This window comes from Micromonospora sp. NPDC003197, assembly GCF_053590565.1.
Genome location: NZ_JBSFTE010000001.1, coordinates 214,498 through 233,424 on the forward strand (window position 1 = coordinate 214,498; position 18,927 = coordinate 233,424).

At 69.7% G+C, this 18,927-nt stretch carries 17 protein-coding genes; 10 read left to right on the forward strand and 7 right to left on the reverse strand.

Features of this window, described 5'->3' with window-relative positions; all coding sequences use genetic code 11:
• The first annotated feature begins 131 nt into the window (after positions 1-131).
• Both ACWDV4_RS01030 and ACWDV4_RS01035 read left to right on the forward strand, forming a co-directional pair.
• Entirely contained in the window at positions 132-1,631 is a 1,500-nt protein-coding gene (locus ACWDV4_RS01030) for an aldehyde dehydrogenase family protein (RefSeq protein ID WP_449973795.1), read from the forward strand.
• A 132-nt stretch (positions 1,632-1,763) separates the two neighbouring features.
• A complete protein-coding gene (locus ACWDV4_RS01035; RefSeq protein ID WP_449973797.1) occupies positions 1,764-2,423 on the forward strand; it encodes a class I SAM-dependent methyltransferase in 660 nt (219 codons plus the stop codon).
• Here the strand turns inward: ACWDV4_RS01035 and ACWDV4_RS01040 are convergent.
• Both ACWDV4_RS01040 and nucS read right to left on the reverse strand, forming a co-directional pair.
• A complete protein-coding gene (locus tag ACWDV4_RS01040) occupies positions 2,394-3,815 on the reverse strand; it encodes a DUF2786 domain-containing protein (RefSeq protein ID WP_449973798.1) in 1,422 nt (473 codons plus the stop codon). The genes ACWDV4_RS01035 and ACWDV4_RS01040 overlap by 30 nt on opposite strands.
• A gap of 119 nt (positions 3,816-3,934) precedes the next feature.
• Positions 3,935-4,594: an endonuclease NucS gene (nucS, locus tag ACWDV4_RS01045; protein WP_449973800.1), complete on the reverse strand. Its 660-nt coding sequence runs from the start codon at positions 4,592-4,594 to the stop codon at positions 3,935-3,937.
• A gap of 145 nt (positions 4,595-4,739) precedes the next feature.
• On the opposite strand from nucS, the gene ACWDV4_RS01050 reads away from it, so the two are divergent.
• The 3 genes from ACWDV4_RS01050 (at position 4,740) to ACWDV4_RS01060 (ending at position 6,711) form a co-directional block, all read left to right on the forward strand.
• Complete coding sequence (locus ACWDV4_RS01050) at positions 4,740-5,357, forward strand: DUF4126 domain-containing protein (protein ID WP_449973801.1); 618 nt, start codon at positions 4,740-4,742, stop codon at positions 5,355-5,357.
• 92 nt (positions 5,358-5,449) lie between these two features.
• Entirely contained in the window at positions 5,450-6,364 is a 915-nt protein-coding gene (locus tag ACWDV4_RS01055; RefSeq protein ID WP_449973802.1) for a polysaccharide deacetylase family protein, read from the forward strand.
• 50 nt (positions 6,365-6,414) lie between these two features.
• Positions 6,415-6,711: a DUF1540 domain-containing protein gene (locus ACWDV4_RS01060; RefSeq protein ID WP_449973803.1), complete on the forward strand. Its 297-nt coding sequence runs from the start codon at positions 6,415-6,417 to the stop codon at positions 6,709-6,711.
• 132 nt (positions 6,712-6,843) lie between these two features.
• Here ACWDV4_RS01060 and ACWDV4_RS01065 read toward each other — a convergent pair whose 3' ends face one another.
• Positions 6,844-8,889: a protein meaA gene (locus tag ACWDV4_RS01065; RefSeq protein WP_449973804.1), complete on the reverse strand. Its 2,046-nt coding sequence runs from the start codon at positions 8,887-8,889 to the stop codon at positions 6,844-6,846.
• Between the two features lie 106 nt (positions 8,890-8,995).
• On the opposite strand from ACWDV4_RS01065, the gene ACWDV4_RS01070 reads away from it, so the two are divergent.
• From ACWDV4_RS01070 to ACWDV4_RS01085, 4 genes are all read left to right on the forward strand, one after another.
• Positions 8,996-9,859 carry an ABC transporter ATP-binding protein gene (locus ACWDV4_RS01070; protein ID WP_449973805.1) on the forward strand — a complete coding sequence of 288 codons (864 nt, stop codon included), beginning with the start codon at positions 8,996-8,998 and terminating at the stop codon, positions 9,857-9,859.
• Positions 9,856-10,698, forward strand: coding sequence for an ABC transporter permease (locus ACWDV4_RS01075; RefSeq protein WP_449973807.1), 843 nt, complete (start codon positions 9,856-9,858; stop codon positions 10,696-10,698). The genes ACWDV4_RS01070 and ACWDV4_RS01075 overlap by 4 nt, the downstream gene beginning before the upstream one ends.
• A 601-nt stretch (positions 10,699-11,299) precedes the next feature.
• Positions 11,300-12,055, forward strand: a complete 756-nt coding sequence (locus ACWDV4_RS01080; protein ID WP_449974126.1) for a helix-turn-helix domain-containing protein — start codon at positions 11,300-11,302, stop codon at positions 12,053-12,055.
• A complete protein-coding gene (locus ACWDV4_RS01085) occupies positions 12,046-12,234 on the forward strand; it encodes a DUF397 domain-containing protein (RefSeq protein ID WP_449973808.1) in 189 nt (62 codons plus the stop codon). The genes ACWDV4_RS01080 and ACWDV4_RS01085 overlap by 10 nt, the downstream gene beginning before the upstream one ends.
• 155 nt (positions 12,235-12,389) lie before the next feature.
• Here ACWDV4_RS01085 and ACWDV4_RS01090 read toward each other — a convergent pair whose 3' ends face one another.
• The 3 genes from ACWDV4_RS01090 to ACWDV4_RS01100 form a co-directional block, all read right to left on the reverse strand.
• Complete coding sequence (locus ACWDV4_RS01090) at positions 12,390-13,238, reverse strand: 3-hydroxyacyl-CoA dehydrogenase family protein (RefSeq protein ID WP_449973809.1); 849 nt, start codon at positions 13,236-13,238, stop codon at positions 12,390-12,392.
• 66 nt (positions 13,239-13,304) lie between these two features.
• Entirely contained in the window at positions 13,305-14,381 is a 1,077-nt protein-coding gene (locus ACWDV4_RS01095; protein WP_449973810.1) for an MBL fold metallo-hydrolase, read from the reverse strand.
• Positions 14,382-14,457: 76 nt separating this feature from the next.
• Positions 14,458-16,116, reverse strand: a complete 1,659-nt coding sequence (locus tag ACWDV4_RS01100; RefSeq protein ID WP_449973812.1) for an FAD-binding dehydrogenase — start codon at positions 16,114-16,116, stop codon at positions 14,458-14,460.
• A gap of 111 nt (positions 16,117-16,227) precedes the next feature.
• Here ACWDV4_RS01100 and ACWDV4_RS01105 point away from each other — a divergent pair, with 111 nt between their 5' ends.
• Positions 16,228-17,478, forward strand: coding sequence for a PucR family transcriptional regulator (locus ACWDV4_RS01105; protein WP_449973813.1), 1,251 nt, complete (start codon positions 16,228-16,230; stop codon positions 17,476-17,478).
• Here ACWDV4_RS01105 and murA read toward each other — a convergent pair.
• A complete protein-coding gene (murA, locus tag ACWDV4_RS01110) occupies positions 17,468-18,898 on the reverse strand; it encodes a UDP-N-acetylglucosamine 1-carboxyvinyltransferase (RefSeq protein WP_449974127.1) in 1,431 nt (476 codons plus the stop codon). The genes ACWDV4_RS01105 and murA overlap by 11 nt on opposite strands.
• Between the last annotated feature and the right edge of the window lie 29 nt (positions 18,899-18,927).

The window sequence follows — 18,927 nt, forward strand, 5'->3', positions numbered from 1 at the left end:
TGGCGGACCAGGAGTAGCCGTTCGCTGCCTTAACGTAGTCGCCAACGGAGGCTGGGGCGAGCACAGTCGCACCGGCGGGCCGCGAGTCCAGACCCGTACCGGTGAGTAGTTTTCGGGTTTAGACTTCGCGCATGACGGCCACGCATGCCCCCGGGGTCCCGGTCATCGAGGATGGCGAGTTGGTCTCCACCAACCCGGCGACCGGCGTGGAAGCCGGCCGGTTCCCGGTGGCCGACGCCGACGACGTCGGCCGGGCGGTTGGCCGGGCCAGCACGGCGGCGGCGTGGTGGGCCGAGCTGGGCTACGCCGGCCGCAAGCAGCGGCTACTGCACTGGCGGGCGCTGCTCGCCAACCGGATCGAGAAGATCGCCGACCTGTCCCACCGGGAGGGTGGCAAACCGATCGCCGAGGCGATCGTCGAGACCGTCTCCGCGATCGAACACATCGACTGGGCGGCCCGTAACGCCCGCCGGGTGCTCGGCCCGCGCCGGGTCCGCTCCCGGCTCGTCGTCGCCGAGTTCGCCGCCCACCTCGAATACCAGCCGTACGGGGTGGTCGGGGTGATCGGCCCGTGGAACTACCCGGTGCTGACCCCGGTCGGCTCGATCGCGTACGCCCTGGCCGCCGGTAACGCCGTCGTCTTCAAACCGAGTGAGTACACCCCGGCGGTCGGCCAGTGGCTGGTCGACGCCTTCGCCGAGGTGGTGCCGGAGCACCCGGTACTCCAGGCGGTCCACGGTTTCGGTGATGTCGGTGCCGCGCTGTGCCGCTCGGGCGTGGGCAAGGTGGCGTTCACCGGCTCCGGGGCCACCGCCAAGAAGGTGATGGCCACCTGCGCCGAGACGCTGACCCCGGTGCTGCTGGAGGCCGGCGGCAAGGACGCGATGATCGTCGACGACGACGCCGACCTGGATGCTGCCGCCGAGGCCTGCGTCTGGGGTGCCCTCACCAACGCCGGCCAGTCCTGCATTGGCATCGAACGGGTCTACGCGGTCGACTCGGTACACGACGCCTTCGTCGCAAAGGTGGTGGAGAAGGCTGGCCGGCTGACCGTCGGCGCGGGCGACGGGGCGGACCTCGGGCCGATCACCATGCCCAGCCAGATCGACATCATCCGCCGGCACATCGACGACGCCGTCGCCCGAGGTGGGCGGGCGGTGCTGGGCGGGCCGGACGCCGTACAACCTCCGTTCGTGCATCCGACCGTCCTGGTCGACGTGCCGGAGGACTCCGCCGCCGTCCGCGAGGAGACCTTCGGCCCGACCCTGACCGTGACCCGGGTCCGGGACGCCGACGAGGCGGTGACGCTGGCCAACGCGACCACGTACGGCCTCGGCGGCTCGGTCTTCGGTCGCCGTCGTGCGCTGGCTCTCGCCCGCCGACTGCGTTCCGGCATGGCGGCGGTGAACTCGGTGATGAGCTTCGTCGGCATGTCCTCCCTGCCGTTCGGCGGCGTCGGCGACTCCGGCTTCGGTCGGATCCACGGCGACGACGGGCTGCGCGAGTTCGGCCGAGCCAAGGCGATCACCCGGCGACGGGCTCCATCCCCGCTCCCCGCAATGACCTTCGAGCGGACCCCCGCCCAGGTGGACCGGATCGTCAAGGTGATCAAGCTGCGGTACGGGCGCTGAGAGCACTTCGGCCGGAAGATGCACGCACCGGAAGGGCAGTCAGCGACCGATAACTGACAGTGGCCGATCATCCTGGACAAAACGCCGGTTCAGACATAGCCCCAGAACGCCACAGCCACTACATTCCGTCCGGTGGGGATACACGCTCTGCGGTTTCGCCTGGTCGACGGTGCCGACTCCTGGGGAGGTCGGCGACGAGAACGGCGAGCCGGCTGGCTGGCGGAGACCTTCCCGGACCTGGCCCAGATGTCCATCATCGACCTCGGCGGGCGGGTGGAGACCTGGGCACGGGCAACGGTCCGCCCCAAGCACGTCCACGTGGTCAATCTCGAACCAGTCCCAACCGAGGTTCCCGAGTGGGCCGAGGTCGACCACGGCGACGCCTGCGCCCTGCCCGCCCATATCACCAACCGCCGCTACGACCTGGTCTTCTCCAACTCGGTCCTGGAGCACGTCGGTGGGCACGAGCGTCGACTTCGGTTCGCCGAATCGGTACACCGGCTGGCCGACGCGCACTGGGTACAGACGCCGTACCGCTACTTTCCCATCGAGCCACACTGGATCGCCCCCGGCATGCAGTTCCTACCGGTCCGGGTCCGTACGACGCTGGCGCGGCGCTGGCCCCTGGCCCACACCCCGGCCCGGAGCCATGAGGGCGCCCTCAAGCAGGTGCTCTGGACCGAACTGGTGGACAAGACGCAGATGCGGCACTACTTCCCCGAGTCGCGCATCCGGGTCGAACGTCTGGCCGGGCTGCCCAAGTCACTGATCGCGATCGCCCCCGTCGCCTGACGAGGCTCCGCTGATCGCCGACCGATCGGCCAACGCGGCCCGATCCGCTGCCGCCGTACCCGCCGCCCAACCCGCCGCGTCGTTGCCCCGTACGCGACGCTCGACGATGCGCGGAAACATCGCGTCGGCGACCTCCCGTACCGCGTCCTCCCGGGCGGCCAGCACCGGCAGCAGCCGGTCCGCCCCGGCCGCGTCGACCGCTTCGCGGCGAGCCGCGTCGGCGGTGTCCCGCAGCCGTTGCCCGATCCGCACCGCGTACGCCTGGAGGAACGACTGCCGGAACGACCGGCCGGTGGAGCTGCCCGCTGATCCGTCTCGCACCATTGCCGTCGTCGCCTGCACCAGCAGCGAGGTGTAGAGCAGTTCCACCGCCTCGACATCGGACGAGAAGCCCAGCACAGTGGCGAACCCGAACTCCCCGGACCACACCGACCGACATCGGTTGGCCGTCGCCACCTCCTGTAGCAGCAGCGCCTTGGCCTGCTCGTACGGAGCGTCGACGCCAATCCGTACGGCGAGCGGCTGGCGGCCGGTCCCGTCCGGCACCCCGGCTGGCCGGCGGGCCGTACCGCCCGCCTGAAGGTCGAGCAGGGCACGGTCGATGCTGTGTCGGGCCATCAGTTGCTGTGCCTTGGCAGAGAGCGCCTCCGCCTCCTGTGGGAACTCGGTCGACTCGGCCTTGGCCAGCAGCCCTCGGACCCGGCCCAGCACCCGCTCAGTCAATGGGATGCCAGCCTGCGCGGAGCCAGCCGCTAGGGTGCCGGGTCGTGGAGTGCCGGGCAGCGGGGTGATTCGCCCGATCTCCGGCAGCCTGGTCAGCACGGCGAGTACGTGCACCGCGTCCCGGAGTGCCTCCGACCGGTCCAGCCGCTGCCGTCCGGACCAGGCGGTCAACCGGTGGTCGGTGGTGGTCGCTGCCCCGACGGTGATCCCCCACTCGCGCAGTTGGTCCTGCCACCGCTGCGGCACGGTCGCCGCCGGGTAGCCGCGTAGTTGGGCGGTGATCTGCTCGATCACCAGGTCGGCGGCGCGGTTACCGTGCCGTCGTCGGACGACCCGGACCAGATCGGCGGGGAGCCAGCCCCGTTGCCACAGCCGACCGACGGCTCGCTGGAACGCGTCGGCCAGCACCGAATCGACCAGTGCGGGATCCTCGACGGTCAACTGGTCCAGCCGCCGTTCCACCTGATCCGCCAACCCGCTGCCGAGCGCGGTCACCGTATCGCGCAGCAGGTCGCTCAGCTGCTCCTCGGGAAGCTGCTGGCCTGCGGTGCCATCCGCCACCGGGTCGTACCGCTCGCGGCGGTTGGCCGATGCCTCCTCACGGCGGCGATGCCGCTGCTCCCGCGCCTTCTTACGGGCCGCTCGCCGCGACGGGCCTTCTGTTCCCACGCGACTCAGACTTCCATTCCCACGCGACCCAGACTTCCATTTACCTGCGGCTCAGGTTCCCGTTCCCAGGCGGCCCGACCTCTCGGTTGCCTGCGGCTCAGTCTTCCGTTTGCCTGCGCTCAGAACAGGGTCAACTCGTCGCGTTCGATGCCACGCAGCTTGTTGTAGTCGACCACGACACACCGGATTCCCCGGTCCTCGGCGAGCACCCGGGCCTGCGGCTTGATCTCCTGGGCGGCGAACACCCCGGCGACCGGCGCGAGCAGCGGATCGCGGTTGAGTAGCTCCAGATAGCGGGTCAGCTGCTCGACACCGTCGATCTCGCCCCGCCGCTTGACCTCCACTGCCACCGTCCCGGAGGCGCCGTCGCGGCAGAGCAGGTCGACCGGACCGATCGCGGTCGGATATTCCCGGCGGATCAGGGTGAATCCCTCACCAAAGGTCTCCGGGTTGGCGGCCAGCAACTCCTGGAGGTGGGCCTCCACCCCGTCCTTGCGGAGCCCGGGATCAACACCCAACTCGTACGACGTGTCCTGGAAAATCTCCTCCAGGGTGATTCGCAGCTCTTCGCCGGCCTTGTTGACCACCCGCCAGACACCGGGAGCTTCCTCCAGCCGACAGGGTGGACTCATCCAGTTGAGCGGCTTGTAGGCCCGGTCATCGGCATGGATGGAAACCGACCCGTCGGCCTTCACCATCAACAACCGGGTCGCCAAGGGCAGATGGGCCGCAAGCCGTCCGACGTAATCCACTGAGCACCGCGCTATCACCAACCGCACCCAACGAGGGTAGCCGAGCCGAGTTCGCCAGCCGGTCGACCCCAGAGGCGCGGCGGGTCGCCCTGCCGAACGGCAGCCACTACCCTGCCCTGCCGAACGGCAGCCGCCTCTGGCCGGGGTGGCAGGTGAATGAGACTCTGAACCGGTGCTGGAAGCCCTCACCGGAACCGGACTCGCCGCCTCGGCGGGACTGAACGCTTACATTCCCCTGCTCACCATGAGCCTGCTCACCCGCTACACCGATCTGATCGAGCTGCCGAGCAGCTGGCAGTGGCTGTCGAACGGCTGGGTGACGCTGATCCTGGCGGTACTGCTGGTCGTCGAGTTCTTCGCCGACAAGGTGCCAGTCGTCGATCACATCAACGACGTGGTGCAGACGGTGGTCCGCCCCACCGCGGGCGGGCTGGCCTTCGGGGCGGGGGTTAGCTCGGAGACAGTCACGGTCACCGACCCGGGACAGTTCTTCTCCTCCAGTCAGTGGGTGCCAGTGGTCGTCGGGATCCTCATCGCCCTCGGCGTACACGCCCTGAAGGCGGTCGCGCGGCCCGTGATCAACGCAACCACGGCCGGGATCGGTGCCCCCGTCGCCAGCGTGGCGGAGGACGCCACCAGCGTCGTCATGTCGCTGCTCGCAATTATTCTGCCGGTGCTGGTGCTGGTCTTCCTGGTCGGCTTCGTACTCTTCCTGATCTGGGTGCTCCGGCGCCGGGGCCGTCGACGGCGGGAACGGCAGGCGGCCCGAGCCGCCGGTTTCCAGGTCTGAGCAGCAGGGTTTCGGCGGAGCGGCCGCCCCGAAGGAGGGAGCATGGGCCGCACGCCCCCCACCGACGGCGTCGTACTGCGATCATCGGCGACGTGTCCGCGAAGAAGACTCGCTTGTTGCTCTCCGCCCTCCTCGTACTGACGCTGGCCGGCGGCACGGCCCTCATCGTTGGCCTGGTCCAGCATTTTTCCCCGGCCACCCCGCCGGCAGCCGCCACCCTGCACGCCGCCGACCCGACCAGCGCCACCCCGACCGTCCCCGGTAGCGCGACACCATCCCCGCAGGTGACCGCCACACCGGGGGCCACCCGACCGGGCACCCGGCCACCGGTGGTCGACCACGGCCCGCGTACGGGAAACCGCGTCGCGCTGACCTTCGACGCTGACATGACCGACGGGATGCTGCAGAGTCTGCGTACCGGCCGGGTGAAGTCGTACGCCAACCTGCGGATCATCGAACTGCTGGAACGGGAACAGATCCCGGCGACGTTCTTCCTGACCGGCAAGTGGGTCGAGCGCTATCCCGACCTGACCCGCCGCCTCGCTGACAACCCCCGGTTCGAGCTGGCCAACCACACCTACGGCCACCTGGCGTTCACCCCGGACTGCTACGACCTGCCCCGGGTGCCGAGCCGGCAGATGACCGAGGACGTCGCGAAGACCTTTCGTGTCATCGAGCCGTACGGTGGCCGGCAGACCCGCTACTTCCGCTTCCCCGGGCTCTGCCACGACGGTGCGGCACTGGCCGCGCTGGCCCCGCTGGGGCTGACCGTGGTGGACGGCGACGTGGTCAGCGGTGACCCGTTCGCCACCGCCTGGCGACCGATCGTCGACGCCGTGTTGTCGAAGGTGCAGCCCGGCTCGGTGGTCATCATGCACGTCACCGAGGCGAACGCCGCGATGACCGACGAGGCACTGCCGCACATCCTCGCCGGCCTGCGCGAGCGCGGGTTGACCCCCGCCCCCCTCTCCGAGGTACTGGGAGGGGGCTCGACGATTCCGGAGTAACCGGGCTCACAAAAGCCTAAAATCGGGGTAAGTCTCATAAGGAGGGCAAAATGGCCACTGCTTTGGAAATGCCCCGAGTCCAGTCGTGCACCGTCACGAGCTGTTCCTACAACCAGGACGGCTGCCACGCCTTTGCCATCAGTGTCGGTGGCGAGGACGGGCACGCGCAGTGCAGCACCTTCGTCGAGATGCCGGCCCGGGGCGGGATCGAGTCGATGATTGCCCTGGTCGGCGCCTGCCAACGGTCCGACTGCCGGCACAACGCCGAACTTGAGTGCCACGCCCCGGCCATCGACGTCAGCCCGGAACAGGCGATGGCCGACTGTATGACCTACGACCCGTCCTGATTCCGGGGCGGCGGTCGGCGCTCGGCCACCGGACGCGCCGGGCGGCCGCCTCGCTCATCGGGTCGGCCGCCTCAGGCGCTGTTCGGCCAGCCTCAGCGCTGTTCGGCCCATCTCAGCGCTGTTCGGCCCACCTCAGGCGTCGAGTCCGTTCGCTTCCCGGACCACCGTGACCAGCTCGTCGATGATCTCGGTCAGCGCGAAGTCCTTCGGCGTGAAGACCCGGGCCACTCCCGCCGCCCGCAACTCGGCCACGTCGCTGGCCGGAACGATCCCGCCGAGGACCACCGGCAGATCCGCGCGGCCAGCGGCACGTAGCCCGTCAAGCACCGCCGGCACGGCGGCCAGGTGCGAACCGGAGAGTACCGAAAGGCCGACCAGGTCGACGTCCTCCTCCACCGCTGCCGCCACAATCTGCGCCGGGGTCAGCCGGATCCCCTGGTAGACCACCTCGAAGCCGGCGTCCCGCGCGCGTACCGCGATCTGTTCCGCGCCGTTGGAGTGCCCGTCCAGGCCGGGCTTGCCGACCAGCAGCCGCAGCCGTCCGGTGCCCAACTCCCCGGCGGTACGACGGACCCGCTCCCGTACCGACCGCAGGAGCACCTCGTCCCCGCCACCCGGGGCGGCCGCACCGGTCAGCCCGGTCGGTGCCCGGTACTCGCCGAACACCTCCCGCAGCACCCCGGCCCATTCGCCGGTGGTGACCCCGACCCGGGCGCACGCGATGGTGGCCGGCATCAGGTTGGTGGTGGACGCGGCCTCGGTCCGCAGCCGGGCCAGTGCCGCGTCCACGGCATCGGCGTCCCGGCCGGCCCGCCACTGGCGTACGGCGTCAGCGGCGGCCTCCTCGACCGCCGGGTCGACCCGCTGCACCGCCTCGGCACCGGCGGCGGTCAGCGGTGACGGTTCGGTCTCGACGAACCGGTTGACCCCGACCACCACGTCCGAGCCGTCCTCCATCCGCTGGCGCCGCTTGGCCAGCGAGGCGACCAGTGCGCTCTTGAGATAGCCGGTCTCCACTGCGGCGACCGCGCCGCCGAGGTCGAGGATCCGGTCCAACTCCCGCCGCGCCCCGGACACGATCTCCTCGACCAGCCCCGACACGACGTGCGACCCCTCGAACAGGTCGGGATATTCGAGCAGGTCCGACTCGTACGCCAGCACCTGCTGCATCCGCAGCGACCACTGCTGGTCCCACGGCCGGGGCAGCCCCAGCGCCTCGTTCCAGGCTGGCAGCTGCACGGCCCGGGCCCGCGCGTCCCGGGACAGGGTGACGCCGAGCATCTCCAGCACGATCCGGGCCACGTTGTTCTCCGGCTGCGCCTCGGTCAGGCCAAGCGAGTTGACCTGCACCCCGTAACGGAACCGGCGGGCCATCGGGTCGGTAACGCCGTACCGGGTCTGGACGATCTCGTCCCAGAGGGCGGCGAAGGCCCGCATCTTCGCCATCTCCTCGACGAAGCGCACCCCGGCGTTGACGAAGAAGGAGATCCGGCGCACCACGTCACCGAACCGGCCGGCCGGGACCTGACCGGAGTCGCGCACCGCGTCCAGCACGGCCACCGCCGTGGCCAGGGCAAACCCCACCTCCTGTACGGGGGTGGCCCCGGCCTCTTGGAGGTGGTACGAGCAGATGTTGACCGGATTCCATCTCGGCACGTTGCCGACCGTCCAGGCGACGGTGTCGGTGGTCAGCCGCAGTGACGGACCGGGCGGGAAGATGTGCGTGCCCCGGGAGAGGTACTCCTTGACGATGTCGTTCTGGGTGGTGCCAGCGAGCTGGTCGGCGGCGGCACCCTGCTCCTCGGCGGTCACCACATAGAGCGCGAGCAGCCACATCGCGGTCGCGTTGATCGTCATCGAGGTGTTCGCCTCGGCCAGCGGGATGCCGTCGAAGAGCGTCCGCATGTCGCCGAGATGGGACACCGGCACCCCGACCCGACCGACCTCACCGGCGGCCAGTTCGTGATCCGGGTCGTGGCCGGTCTGGGTGGGCAGGTCGAAGGCGACCGACAGCCCGGTCTGCCCCTTGGCCAGGTTGCGCCGGAACAGGGCGTTGGTCGCGGCTGCCGACGAGTGGCCCGCGTACGTGCGCATCACCCAGGGTCGATCCCGCTCCGGCAGCCGGGCGGCATCAACCCGAGCACCGTCGACCTGAGCACCGTCGATCCGTTCGTCCATTTCCGGAGTCTAAGTTACCGTTCAGTAGACCGGTCGGTGAAAAATCGCACAGCCGACAGTCACCCCGGCTTCCCACCTCGAGCCGGCAACGCGGATAGTTGACGGCATGACTGACCAGCTCGCAATCGCCGTACGGGGGTTGCGCAAGTCGTACGGCGACCAGCCCGCCGTGGACGGCCTCGACCTGGAGGTACGCCGCGGCGAGGTGTTCGCGCTGCTCGGCCCGAACGGAGCCGGCAAGACGACGACCGTGGAGATCCTGGAGGGCTTCCGGCAGCGTGACGCCGGTGAGGTCAGCGTGCTCGGGGTGGATCCGGCCCGGCCCGACGCCTCCTGGCGAGCCCGGGTCGGTCTCGTACTACAGGGCACCGGCGAGTTCGACGAGCTGACCGTGCGCGAGGTCGTGCACCACTTCGCGGCCTTCTATCCAGCACCGGACGACCCGGAAAAGGTGATCGAGCGGGTGGGGCTGGCCGGCAAGGCCGACGCCCGTACCCACGCCCTCTCCGGCGGGCAGAAGCGACGGTTGGACGTGGCGCTGGGCATCATCGGCCAGCCCGAACTGCTCTTCCTCGACGAGCCGACGACCGGCTTCGACCCGGAGGCCCGGCGGGAGTTCTGGGAGCTGATCCGCGACCTGGCTGCGGCTGGCACCACCATCCTGTTGACCACGCACTACCTGGACGAGGCCGAGGCGCTGGCCGACCGGGTCGGGGTGATCGCTGGCGGCCGACTGATCGAGGTCTCCACCCCAGCCACGCTGGGCAATCGGGAAAATGCCGTGGCAACGGTCTCCTGGCGTACCCCGGACGGGACAGTGCAGCAGGTGGAGACCGCCACGCCGACGGCGGTGGTGGCCGAGTTGGCCGCGCGGTTGCGGGCGGATGGCGAGGACGGGGAGATTCCCGGGCTCACCGTGACCCGCCCGACGCTGGAAGACGTCTACCTACGGATGATTGGGCACCGGTGAGTACGACGACAGCGGCACCGCCGCGCCAGACCACCACCCCCCGCCGGGTCGGCCCGGTCGCCCTCGGCCTGCGCCAGGGGCGGCTGGAGATCCGGCAGTTCCTGCGCAGCCGGGAGTCAGTGGTCTTCACCATGGCCTTCCCGGTCATCATGATCCTGATCTTCGCGTCGATCTTCGAAGGCGAGATCGGCGGCGGGGTGGGATACACGCAATACTTCATCACCGGCATGATCGCGACCGGGCTGATGACGGTGGGCTTCCAGAGCCTGGCCATCCAGATCCCGATCGAGCGGGACCGGGGCGTGCTCAAGCGGCTACGCGGCACGCCCATGCCGAAGTGGGTCTACTTCGCCGGCAAGGTCGTCATGGTCGCGGTCATCGGGGTGGCCGAGATCGCGCTGCTGCTCCTGGTCGCCGTGCTGCTGTTCGACCTGCAACTGCCGAACACGGCGAGCAAGTGGTTCACCTTCGGTTGGGTCTCGCTGCTCGGCATCACCGCGTGCACCCTCTGCGGTATCGCCTTCTCATCGCTGGCCAGTAGCGGGCGTGGCGCCTCGGCCACAGCGACCCCGGTCGCCCTGGTGCTCCAGTTCATCTCCGGGGTCTTCTTCGTCTTCACCCAACTGCCCAGCTGGATGCAGCAGATCGCGGCTGTCTTCCCGCTCAAGTGGATGTGCCAGGGGCTACGGTCGGTGTTCCTGCCCGCCTCGTTCGGCACCCAGGAGCCGGCCGGCTCCTACGAGCTGGGCATGGTCGCGGTAATGCTTGGGGTCTGGTGTGTCATCGGGCTGGTCCTGTGCCTGTTCACCTTCCGCTGGACCACCCGCCGCGACGGCTGAGCTGACGGCCAACTACCGTCTGCCAACTACCGTCGGCCAGCCGCCGTCGGTCAGCACTGACGCGGTCAGCACTGACGTCGCTCAGCACTGACAAACCTCGGCGTAGCACTCGACCAGCCGCGCGGCGATTCGTCCATCGGGGGTCGAGGCGAGGGTTGAAGATCGCCACGTCGAGGCTGATGGCTTGGCCACTCGACACTGTGCGCAGTTCATGCTGCCCGAACAACGCTAGATGCGCACAAACCTCGGTCACGCCGCCGGTGCCGCCGGACTGATCGGCAGCGATTCCGCAACCGACTCGCCCACGTGGCCAGTCGCGCACCTGGCGGTCGCGCACCTGGCGGTTCGCGCCGATTTACCCACTCATTTCCACGGTCGAGGATGGCCGATCATCGACAAAAGAAGCAACCATTCGCGCCCTTCACAATCCGTTGACCAGCCGACTACGTTCAGCCGATAAGGCCAGCTCAACCGGTTCGCCCCTCCGGCAATAAAACAGTGAGCTGACCCTACGCCGTGGAGCGTCTACTCGAATTGTGGAGGAAGTGTGGAGAGCGAATCCGTACCCACCATCGAACTGATCCGCGCTCAATTGCGCCGGATGCGCCTCGCCGCCAAATACAGCCAGGAGGAGTTCGGCCGGCTCATGCACTATTCGGCCTCCATGGTGTCGGCCGTGGAGTTGGGTCAGCGTCCGCTCGACCTGCCCTTCCTGACGCGGGCCGACACCGTACTCGACACGGGTGGGCTCTTCGTCGCGCTCTGGGAGCTGGCGCGGCGGGATAGGGAGCCCGTGTGGTTCCGCCCCTGGCTGGACGCCGAACGGAGCGCGGCCCAGTTGCGCTGCTTCGAGCCGACCTTGGTGCCCGGCCTGCTACAGACCGAGGCCTACGCCCGCGCCGTCCTGCGCACCGACGGCGCACTGACCAATGGGAAAGTCGAACAGTTGGCGGCGAACCGGCTGGAACGGCAGGCGATCCTGACTCGGGACGACCCGCCGGAGTTCTTCGCCGTCCTCGACGAGCGGGCACTGCGGCGCACCGGCGAGGGCTACGACGCGCTGATGGCCGAACAGCTCGCCCACCTGGTGGAATGCGCCGAGCAGCCGCACATCAGCATCCACGTCATCCCCTCCGACGTCGTCTTCCACATCGGACAGTCCGGTCCGTTCGCCCTGGCCCGGTCCCCCGAGGGCGGCTGGGTGGGACACCTGGAGACCCAACTCGGCGGCTTCCTGGTGGACAGCGAGGAGGGTCTGGCCGCGCTGCTGAGTAGGTGGGATGGTGTGCGCAACGAGGCGCTGTCGCGCCGGCAGTCGCTGGACCTGATCAAGGAGATGATGAAGCAATGGACCTGACCGACGCCCGGTGGCGCAAGTCCAGCCGCAGCGGCGCCAGCGGCGGCAACTGCGTCGAGGTAGCCGACAACCTGCCCGGCGCGGTGGCCGTACGGGACAGCAAGGACCCGCACGGCCCGGCGCTCGTCTTCCCACCCGCCGCCTGGCGGTCGTTCGTGCAGGTCATCGGCGAACGCTGACCCGCCTGACAGCGGCGTCGCGCACCCGGAGCGAACACGATCGGGCACCCCAGCCAGAGATGGTGGGGTGCCCGATCCGCAGTTCGGCGAGCCGAGCCGGGGCAAGGCTGCCCAAGCTCAGTACGAGCGGCCCAAGCCCGGTACGACCGGCAGGCTCAGTACGAGTAGAAGCCCTGGCCGGTCTTGCGACCCAGGTCACCGGCGGTGACCATGCGCTGGAGCAGCTCCGGCGGGAAGAACTTCTCGTCGGCGGTCTCGGTGTAGATGTTCTTGGTGGCGTTCAGCAGCACGTCTGCACCGGTCAGGTCGGTGGTCGCCAGCGGCCCCATCGCGTGCCCGAAGCCGAGCTTGCAGGCGGTGTCCAGGTCCTCCGGCGACACCACTCCGGACTCGACCAGCTTGACCGCCTCCATCACCAGCGCGGTGATCAGGCGGGTGGTGACAAAACCGGCGATGTCCCGGTTGACCACCACGACGGTCTTGCCGATCTCCTCCGCGAAGGCGCGGGCCGTCGCCAGGGTCTGGTCACTGGTCTTGTGCCCCCGGACCAGCTCGCACAGCTTCATCATCGGTACCGGCGAGAAGAAGTGGGTGCCGACCACGGCCTCCGGCCGCTGGGTCACGGCCGCGATCTGGGTGATCGGGATGGCCGAGGTGTTGGTGGCCAGGACCGTATCCGGACCGCAGATCTTGTCGAGCGTACGGAAGACCTCGTGCTTGATGTCGAGCCGCTCGAACACCGCCTCGACCACGATGTCGGCCTCTGCGGCAGCCTCCAGGTCGGTGGTCAGCGTGATACGGCCGAGCGTGGCTTCGACATCCTCAGCACTGATCTTGCCCTTTTCGGCGAACTTCTCCAGCGACTTGCGGATGCCGGTCAGCCCCCGCTGGGTCGCCGCGTCGTCGAGGTCTCGAAGCGTCACCTGCCAGCCCGCCTGGGCCGATACCTGGGCGATGCCCGCACCCATCAATCCGGCTCCGACGACCGCGAGTCGACCCGCCATCTCTTTCACTCCCTCGCCTGGTTGTGCTGCCTTGCAGCACCTTATCCGGCCCGCCTGAACGCTTCTTCAGGCGGCTGATCCTGACGGCTGATCCGGCCCCGTCCCGGATCGGCGCGCGGGTAGGTCGATGAAGGGGTCGGTGGGCTGCCAGCTGGTGGGCAGCCGCAGCTCGATCCCGGCCACGCCGGCCTTCGCGTACAGGAAATCCAACGCGCGCGGTATGTCGTCGACGAGGGCGGGGAGCGGGACGAGCGGCTGGTCCAGTGGTCGCCAGAAGTCGTCCCAGTGGATGGGGATGACCCGGCGCGCACCGACGGTCTCGACCGTCTCCCGCCAGTACCGTTCCTGGTAGTCCCGGGGCTGCCGGGCCAGGGTGCCGATGCCCAGATAGGCGACGTCCGCCTGCTGCCCGACCAGGGCACCAGGTCGAAATCCGGCACTGCCCTGGACGAGGATCCGGCCCTGGTCGTGGGCGAAAAGCAGGGAATAGCACTGGCCCATCCGATAGGCACTGGCCCGGACCGGCGGGATCACCGGGTGGGACAGCTCGCCACTGAACCGATGCGGCGGGACATGCTCGGACGGAATCGGCGTGACGGTGAACCGGCCAAAGGTGAGCGGCTCCCCCTCGGCCGGCACGAGCAGCTGAGCATCGTCGAGAGCAGGGCCGCCGCCGGCTCGACCATTCGCCTCCCGGGCACCGAGCGCGACCATCCGGGTGGAGGGCGAGCCGACCAGCACCGCGCCGGTACGGGCGGCGATGAGGGGCGCGTCCATGACATGGTCGTAGTGCGAATGTCCGACGATCACGGCGGCAAGCCGGGTGATGCCGGCGCGGTGGAGACTCCGGTCGATCACCGCAGGGTCTGGCGCGATCCGACCGAGCAGGGTACGCAGTTTGCCTGGCCGGGTGAAGAAGCCGTCGACGAGCAGCGCGGTCTCCTCGTCCTCGATCAACAGGGTGGAGACACCGAGAAAGGTCACCCGTAGTCGGGTATCGGGTGTAGCGGCGGGCAGCATCCAGCGTGGGTCGTCCGGCCGCCGAGGCCCTTCCCGGCCGGGCCGGTCGGCACCGCTGTTCCCTATCGGGTCGGGCCGGTCGGTACCGCTGTTGCCCGCCCTGCCGAACAGCTTCCGCAGCACGTCCACCTCCGGGCCGGGCCGGCGACCGGTCCGGGTCGCCGCCGACCATCCATTGAACGTCTCCCCCGCTCCTGGATCAAGCGACTGCGGCGGCGGCTGCCCGCCCGGCCACCCGGCCGGAGAACAGACAACCACCGAGGAACGTCCCCTCCAGGGAGTTGTAGCCGTGCATGCCACCGCCACCGAACCCGGCGACCTCTCCGGCCGCGTACACCCCGGGCAGGGGCTGCCCGTCGGAGCGCAACACCCGGGCGGACAGGTCCGTGTGCAGACCACCGAGGGTCTTGCGGGTGAGGATGTTGAGCCGTACGGCGATCAGCGGGCCGGCCTTAGGGTCCAGCAGCCGGTGTGGGGTGGCGACCCGGATCAGCTTGTCGCCCAGGTAGCCGCGTGCTCCACGGATCGCGGTGACCTGCGCGTCCTTGTTGAACACGTTGTCGATCTCCCGGTCCCGGGCCTCGACGAGCCGCTGTATCTGGGCTAGCTCGATGGCGGGGCCGTCGACCTGTGCGGCGAGTTCGTTCATGCCGGTGACCAGCTCAGCCAGCGTGCCGGCGACAACGAAGTCCGACCCGTGCTGCTTGAACGCCTCCACCGGGCCGGGCGCACCCGGGCGGACCCGTTGCAGAACCTGCCGAATACTGCGGTTGGTGAGGTCGGGGTTCTGCTCCGACCCGGAGAGGGCGAACTCCTTCTCGATGATCTTCTGGGTGAGTACGAACCAGCTGTAGTCGTACCCGGTGGCCATCAGGTGCCGCAGCGTGGCGAGGGTGTCGAAGCCGGGAAAGAGCGGCGCGGGCAGGCGACGACCGGTGGCGTCGAGCCACAGTGACGACGGGCCGGGCAGGATCCGGATGCCGTGGTTGGGCCAGATCGGATCCCAGTTCTGCAAGCCCTCGGTGTAGTGCCACATCCGGTCCGGGTTGATGACCTGCCCACCGATGCTCTGGGTGATGGCGAGCATCCGCCCGTCCACATGTGCGGGTACCCCGGCCACCATGCGTTTCGGCGGCGAGCCGAGCCGGGCCGGCCACGCCTTGCGTACCAGGTCGTGGTCACCACCGATGCCGCCCGAGGTGACGATGACCGCCTGCGCGCAGTATTCGAAGTCGCCGACCTCCACCCGCGAGCTGCTCTGCCCCCGTGGCACGTCGCTGGCTTCGAGCAGCCGCCCACGGACACCCGTGACGACGCCGCCCGCTGTGACGAGTTCGTCGACCCGGTGCCGGAACCGAAGCTGGACCAGTCCACGGGCGACGGCATCATGGACCCGGCGGGCGAACGGCTCCACCACGCCCGGTCCGGTGCCCCAGGTGATGTGGAACCGGGGCACCGAGTTGCCATGCCCGTCGGCCGCGCCGCCACCACGTTCGGCCCAGCCCACCACCGGAAACAGCCGGTGCCCCATCGCGCGTAGCCAGGCGCGTTTCTCCCCGGCGGCGAACTGCACGTACGCCTCGGCCCACTGCCGGGGCCAGTGGTCCTCGTCCCGGTCGAACGCGGCGCTGCCCAGCCAGTCCTGCCACGCCAGCTCGACCGAGTCCCGGATACCCATCCGCCGCTGCTCGGGCGAGTCGACCAGGAACAGCCCACCGAACGACCAGAAGGCCTGGCCGCCGAGGCTCTGCTCCGGTTCCTGATCCAGCAAAAGCACCCGGCGGCCCGCGTCGGCCAACTCCGCAGTGGCGACCAGGCCGGCCAGTCCCGCTCCGATGACGATCACGTCCGCTTCCACGCCATCCACCGTAGGTACGTTGCTGCCAAATTTCGTCGCCGCCCAGGCAGAATACGTACGCTAGCTTGTCATCAGGATGACAAATTTCCGGTAGGTGGAGGCAGAGCCGCAATGCCACAAGCTCTCATCGACCTCGAACCCGGCCTCGCCGGCCTCGCTCCGCACGTCGGCGAGCACCTCCGCGCGATCAAGGCCGAACTGCTCGATCGGATCCTGCACACCGTGCGGAGCGCCATGCGCGCGCAGGGTCGGTCCCTGACCGGTGGCCAGGGGCGCGGTCTCACCCTCGGGGTCGAGACCGCCGTCGACGCCTTCGTCGAAGCCGTCGCCGACCCCACGCGGGACCTGGACCAGACCAGGTCGGTGTTCCAGGTGCTCGGCCGCACCGAATACCGCGAGGGCCACCGGGTCGACGCGCTGCGGTCGATCCTCACCATCGGCGCCCGGGACATCTGGGCCTTCCTCATCGAGCACGCTGCCCCGGCCCGACTGGGACCAGCCGACCTGTACGTCATCGCCGCCGCGCTCTTCGGCTACAGCGACGCGCTGGCCGGCGCCGCCGCCGAGGGCTACCTCGACGAACAGCGGGAAGCCGCCCGCGACTGGGCCACCACCCGGCGTCGACTCATCACCCTGCTCGTGCAACCCGACCCACCCGGCGAGGCTGCCCTGCACGCCGCCGCCGACGCGGCATGCTGGCCGCTGCCGGAGACGGTCGCCGTCGTCAGTGTCGACGGCACCGACGCCGAACATCTCGCCCGCACCACCGGCGGCAACGCCATCGCCACCGTCATCGACAACGCCGTCCGGCTCGTCCTACCCGAGCCCGGTACGCCGGGTCGCCTCGCCCAGCTGCGGCGGGCCGTCATCGGCCGACTGGCCGCGATCGGTCCGACCGTCGGCCTGCGGGAGGCGCGGGACTCGTACCGGCTGTCCCGACGCGCGCAACAGTTGCAGCGGGTCGGCACCCTCCGCGACGGCGTCGTGGACTGCGACGCGCACCTCTTCACCCTGCTCACCGCCTGGGAACCCGGCCTTGTCGACCGGCTCGCCGCGAACGTCCTCGCCCCGCTGGCACAGCTCAAGCCCGCAGCCCGGCAGAACCTGGCCGAAACGCTGTTGGCGTGGCTGTGCAGTCAGGGACAGGTGGTGCCGACCGCCGAACTCCTGCACACCCATCCACAGACCGTGCGATACCGCATGCGTCGGCTCCGCGAACTGTTCGGTCCGGCCCTCGACGACCCCGACGCCCGACTCGCGCTCCACCTGGCCCTGCGTCATCGTCTCGGCGACCTGGCCCTGCGCCACCGTCTCGGCGACCGATCACCGGAGCGGGTCGCCGCGGACCAGGTCACAGGGTGAACGTGGTCTCCTCGGGCGCGACGGCCCGTTCGACCTCCACCCCGAGGGCCCGCAGGTCCGCCACGAAGTCCGGATAGCCCCGGTCCACGTGGTGCACGTGGGAGATCTCGGTGGTGCCGTCCGCGCAGAGGCCGGCGATCACCAGTCCCGCGCCGGCCCGGATGTCGGTGGCGCGTACGGGTGCACTGGAGAGCCGTTCCCGGCCCCGTACCACCGCGTGATGGCCGTCGGTCTTGATGTCTGCGCCGAGCCGGGACATCTCGTTGATGAACATGAACCGGCCGTCGAAGATGTTCTCGGTGATCAGGGAGGGCCCCTCGCTGACCGCGGCGAGTCCGATCGCCATCGGCAGCAGGTCGGTGGCGAATCCGGGGAAGGGCAGGGTCACCACGTCCACCGCCGTGGGGCGCTGGTCCATCCGTACCCGGAACGAGTCGGCCCGGGTCTCCACCAGGCCACCAGCCGAAACGATCTTGTCGAGGGCGATCTCCAGGTAGGCGGGGCTCACCCCGGTCACGGTAACGTCGCCTCGGGTCATCGCCGCCGCGAAGGCCCAGGTGCCGGCGACGATCCGGTCGCCGACGGTGGCGTGTCGGACCGGCCGCAGCTCGGTCACCCCTTCGATCCGGATCGTCGAGGTACCGGCTCCCTCGATCCGCGCCCCCATCTGCGACAACATCGCGCAGATGTCGACGATCTCCGGCTCGCGCGCAGCGTTGTCGATCTCGGTCACGCCCTTGGCGAGTACCGCCGCCATCACCAGGTTCTCGGTCGCGCCGACGCTGGGGAAGTCCAACCAGATGGTCGCCCCGCAGAGCCCGTCCGGCGCTGAGGCGATGACGAAGCCGTGCTCGCCGGTGATCTCCGCCCCCATCCGGGCCAGGCCGGAGACGTGCATGTCCAAGCCTCGGGAACCGATCGCATCGCCGCCCGGGTGGGCCACCCGAACGTAGCCCCGGCGGGCCAACAGCGGCCCCAGTACGCAGATGGACGCGCGCAGCCGACGGACCAGGTCGTAGTCCGCCTCCGCTCCCGGCTGCTCCGGTACGTCGATGGTGATGGCCCGGCACCGCTGCGCCGTTCCGGCCGCCTCGGCGGGTAGGCATCCGTCCGGCCCGGGAGTGTCGTCCTCGGCGAAGGAAACCTCGCAGCCCAGTCGGCGGAGCACCTCGCCCATGATGGCGATGTCGGTAATCCGGGGGACGTTGGTGATGACACTCCGGCCGGGCGCGAGCAACGCTGCCGCCATCAGCTTGAGCGCGGAGTTCTTCGCCCCGGCCACCCGGACCTGCCCGGCGAGCCGAGCGCCCCCGCTGACCCGAATCAGGTCGGCATCCGCCGAGCCGGACGAGCCCGGGTCACCCGGCAGGTCGGCATCCGCCGAGCCGGACGAGCCTGGGTCACCCGGCCCCACCGGCATTGGCCAGTCACCCACCGGCTCGCCGCCTA